4 protein-coding genes are annotated in these 4,161 nt (G+C 73.7%); 1 reads left to right on the top strand and 3 read right to left on the bottom strand.

The window, feature by feature from the left end:
• Positions 1 to 124 precede the first annotated feature (124 nt).
• Positions 125 to 853 carry a hypothetical protein gene (locus tag FV223_RS21635; RefSeq protein ID WP_147728929.1) on the top strand — a complete coding sequence of 243 codons (729 nt, stop codon included), beginning with the start codon at positions 125 to 127 and terminating at the stop codon, positions 851 to 853.
• A gap of 29 nt (positions 854 to 882) precedes the next feature.
• Here the strand turns inward: FV223_RS21635 and FV223_RS21630 are convergent, their stop codons facing one another.
• The 3 genes from FV223_RS21630 to FV223_RS21620 form a co-directional block, all read right to left on the bottom strand.
• Positions 883 to 1,947: a response regulator gene (locus FV223_RS21630; RefSeq protein WP_147728928.1), complete on the bottom strand. Its 1,065-nt coding sequence runs from the start codon at positions 1,945 to 1,947 to the stop codon at positions 883 to 885.
• On the bottom strand, positions 1,944 to 2,378 hold the full coding sequence (locus tag FV223_RS21625) for a response regulator (RefSeq protein WP_147728927.1): 435 nt from the start codon (positions 2,376 to 2,378) through the stop codon (positions 1,944 to 1,946). The genes FV223_RS21630 and FV223_RS21625 overlap by 4 nt, the downstream gene beginning before the upstream one ends.
• A 14-nt stretch (positions 2,379 to 2,392) precedes the next feature.
• On the bottom strand, positions 2,393 to 4,161 hold a 1,769-nt coding region (locus tag FV223_RS21620), incomplete at its 5' end, for an MHYT domain-containing protein (protein ID WP_147728926.1).

The following is a 4,161-nucleotide window of genomic DNA, read 5'->3' as shown; positions in this document are numbered from 1 at the left end:
GGCCACGCTCGCGGCCGGCGCCTGACGCGGCGCGAGGCCCTGGATCACGCCCCTCGCGGCGCCCTCCAACCGCTGGTACAGGGGCGTTCCTGCAGCCACGCCGCCGGACGGCGGGAGGACATCCGTGACGTCTTGGGTCCATGTCGACACCGGTCTCGTGCCCGGCGAGAAGACCACCCTGCGTCTGATGCGGCAGGGCGACGCCTTCGCGATCACGGTCGGCAACCAGGACCTGATGCGCGACCGGCACTGCGAATCCGAGCGGGCGCTGGCGACCCTCGTCGCGGCGCGGCTTCGGGACCGGCCGAAGGCGCGCGTGCTGATCGGCGGCCTCGGCATGGGCTTCACCCTGCGCGCGGCGCTCGGCGCCTTCGGGCCGGAGGCGGAGATCGTCGTCGCAGAGCTCGTGCCCGCGGTGGTGGCGTGGGCGCGCGGGCCCCTGGCGCACCTGTTCGACGGCAGCCTCGACGATCCCCGGCTGGCCCTGCACGAGGCGGACGTGAACCGCCTGATCCAGTCCGGCCCGGCGGCGTTCGACGCGATCCTGCTCGACGTCGACAACGGCCCCGAGGGCATGGTCCGGGGCGAGAACAACCGCCTGTACGACGGCTGGGGCCTGAAGCGCGCCCATTACGCCCTGCGCCCGGGCGGCATCCTCGGCGTCTGGTCCGGCCGGCCGGACCGCAAGTTCAAGGCGCGGCTCGCCCGCTCGGGCTTCTCCGTCGAGGAGGTCCGGGTGCGCTCGCGTGCCAGCGGGGAGGGCCCGCGGAACGTCCTGTGGCTCGCCACCCGGACGGGGCCGGCGGCGGTGCCCCCCGTCCGCGCCGATGCCGTCCCGACCCCGGCCGCCTAGAGGATCCGATCCGCGCGAAAACGGGGCCGTCAGGCCCGGAACGACAGCACGGCCCGGGTGCCGATGCGGTCGGGCACGTAGCACAGGCCCGAGCGCAGGTTCGTCGCCATCGCCCGGATGATGCGCGAGCCGAGGCCCGTGCCGCGCGGCCGTCCCTCGCCCGTCCAGCCGATCCCGTCATCCTCGACGGCGAGCTCGAGGGTGTCCTCGGCCCGGCGCCGGAGCTCGACCCGGATCTCGCCGGCGGCATTCACCGGGTAGGCGTACTTGTAGGCGTTGGTCACCAGCTCGGTCACAACCACCCCGACGGAGACCGCCTTGTCGGTGGCCAGCCGCACCGGGTCGGCGCTCAGCCGGATGGCGTGATCGCGCCCCGAGGCCCGCATCGCCGCCTGCAGCTCCTCGACGAGGCTGGCGAGATAGGCGTCGAGCTCGACCGCCTCGACGTCGTCGGAGGTGTAGAGACGGCGGTGGATGCCGGCGATGGCCGAGATCCGCGCCTGCATCTCCTCGAGCGCCGCCTTCGCGGCCGGGTCCGAGACGGCGCTGGTCTGCATGTGCGTCAGCGCCGCCACCAGGGCGAGGGAGTTGGCGACCCGGTGGTTGACCTCGCGCAGCAGCATCACGGCGTGGTCGCGCGCCGCGCGGACCTCCGCCTCGGCGCGTTCCTTGTCGCGGCGCAAGGCCTCCTGGCGCAGGGCGGTGTCGACGGCGCCGCCGAGCAGCTCGCGGAACTGGCCCTGCACGTCCTTCCAGACGTAGTCGACCGCGCCGGCCTTCAGCGCGGCGACGGCGACCCGGCTGTCCTCGGAGCCGGTGACGTAGACCACCGGCGGCGCGTCGGGCAGGGCGCGGATCGCCGGAAGCACGTCGAGCCCGGTCTGCCCGGGCATGTGGTGGTCGAGGGCGACGACGTCGATCCCGCCCCGCGCCAGCCGCTCCAGCCCGGCATCGCCGCTGGCGGCGAGCTCGACCACGTAGCCGCGCGCGCCGAGCGCGCGCTGGACCAGGCGCGCGAGCCCGGGGTCGTCGTCGATGTAGAGGATGCGGGCCGTGCCGGCCGGGTCGGCCGCGGCGGGGGGAGGGCCGGTCATGGATTCTCGGGCACCTGGATCACCGAGAAGAACAGGCCGAGCTGGCGGATGGCGTTCGCGAAGCCTTCGTAGTTGACCGGCTTGGTGATGTAGACGTTGGCGCCGAGATCGTAGCAGCGCTGCACCTCGCGGCTGTCGTCGGTGGTGGTTAGGACCACGACCGGCGAGCGCTTGGTGTGCGGGTTGGCCTTCACCTTCTCCAGGATGTCGATCCCGGTCATGTCCGGCAGGTTGAGGTCGAGCAGGATCAGCAGGTGGCGTCGGGCGCTGGCCTCGCCCGAGCCGTCCGGCCCGAGCAGGAAGGCCAGGGCCGAGGTGCCGTCGCGGAAGGGGATGATCTCGTTGTTCACGCCGGCGCGGCGGATGTTCCGCTCGATCAGCCGGGCGTGGCCGTCGTCGTCCTCGATCATCACGATGCTGACGGCGTTCATGGCGGCCTCCAGGGTCATTCCGCGGCCAGCGTCGTCGGGGCGCCGTGTGCCTCACGACCTGTAGCGGCCTCGCGCGGCAGCGTCACCTCGAAGGTGGTGCCCGCGCCCAGCGCCGAGGCGAGGTCGATGCGTCCGCCGAGCGACCGCACCAGCGCCTTGACGTGCGCGAGCCCGATCCCCTCGCCCGGCCGGTCCTGGACCCCGGAGCGGCGGAACAGCTCGAACACGCGGGCGTGGTCGCGCGGGGCGATGCCGCGGCCGTTGTCGGCGACGGCGATGCGCACGCGGTTGCCGCCCACCGACCGTGCGGTGATCGTGATCCGCCCGGGCCGGGCCGGGTCGAGGTACTTCACAGCGTTGTCGATCAGGTTGCCGAGGACCTGCTCGACCGCCAGCCGGTCCGCGACGATGGTCGGCAGGTCTGGGGCGACCTCCACCGTCGCGCCGGCGGTCTCGATCTGGTGGCGCTGCGCGTCGACCAGCGACCGCAGGAGGCGCGTCAGGTCGAGGGATTCGGGCGCGAAGCTGCGCCGCCCCTCGCGCGAGAGCTTCAGGATGGCGGCGATCAGCCCCTCCATCCGGGTCACGGCGGCCCGGATGAAGCCCAGCGCCTCGCCGAGATCGGCGTCGATCCGCTCGGCCTCCGGGTGGTCCCCCAGCGCCCGGCGGATCTCGGGGCGGGCCTCCTCCAGCTCGGAGGTGAAGCCCATGACGTTGACCAGCGGCGAGCGCAGGTCGTGGCTGACGATGTAGGCGTAGCGCTGGAGCTCCTCGTTCGATTCCCGCAGCTCGCCTTCGGCCTCGCGCTGCTCGGTGATGTCGGTGTGCACGCCGACCCACTCGGTGATCGCGCCGCGGTCGTCGAGGACCGGCACGGCGCGGATCGCGAAGTGACGCCAGTTGCCGTCGCGGGCGCGGACCCGGTGCTCGTGCACGAAGGGCCGGCGCGCGGCCACCGTCGCGTTCCAGGCCGCGATGCTCGGCTGCACGTCGTCGGGGTGCACGGCGCTCGCCCAGCCGAAGCCGGCATAGGCCTCGGGCGCCTGGCCCGTCAGCGCCGCCCAGCCGGGCTGCTCGCCGACCATCCGGCCGGCGGCGTCGTTGGTCCAGAGCACGCCGCGCACCGCCTGGACGGCGGCGCGGAACCGCGCTTCGCTGGCCTGCAGATCGCGCTGGACCCGCTGCTGGTCGACGGACGAGGCCAGCATGGCGAGGAAGAGGATCAGGAAGGTCGCGCCGCCGACCGAGAGGGCGAGGTTCTGCTGGCCCGCGCCGACGCCGCCGGCATGGGCGGCGTGGGCGCCGGCGGCCTCCGCCGTGAACGTCGCCGCCGCCATCCCGGTGTAGTGCATCCCGGCGACCGCGAGGCCCATCACGAATGCGGCGGACAGCTTCTGCCAGACGCCGTGCCGGCGCAAGGTCAGCCACAAGGCGGCCGTCGCGGCGGTGACGGCGATCGCCACCGAGAGCGCGACCACGGGCCAGCTGTAGGCGAGATTGCCGGGCACCCGCATCGCCGCCATGCCGGTATAGTGCATGCCCGCGACGCCGACCCCCATCAGCGGACCGCCGACGAGGACCTCGCGCGGGCCCGCACCCGGACGGCTGATCAGGACGAAGGCCGCGCCGGTGGCGCCGACCGCGATCAGCAGGGAGGCGAGGGTGAGCGTGAGGTCGTAGGCGGCCGGCATGCCCATCTCGAAGGCGAGCATGCCGACGAAGTGCATCGACCAGATGCCGCCGCCCATCGCCAGGGCGGCCCCGGCGACCCAGGCCCAGCGCG

Source organism: Methylobacterium sp. WL116 (genome assembly GCF_008039455.1).
Classification (GTDB): Bacteria; Pseudomonadota; Alphaproteobacteria; order Rhizobiales; family Beijerinckiaceae; genus Methylobacterium.
The sequence above is the reverse complement of the archived record's forward strand: the minus strand, read 5'-3'. Positions and strand labels throughout refer to the sequence as shown.

Bases quoted from the DNA above. Each gene is read 5' to 3' on its own strand.
- FV223_RS21630 (WP_147728928.1), bottom strand. From the start codon at position 1,947: ATGACCGGCCCTCCCCCCGCCGCGGCCGACCCGGCCGGCACGGCCCGC.
- FV223_RS21625 (WP_147728927.1), bottom strand. From the start codon at position 2,378: ATGAACGCCGTCAGCATCGTGATGATCGAGGACGACGACGGCCACGCC.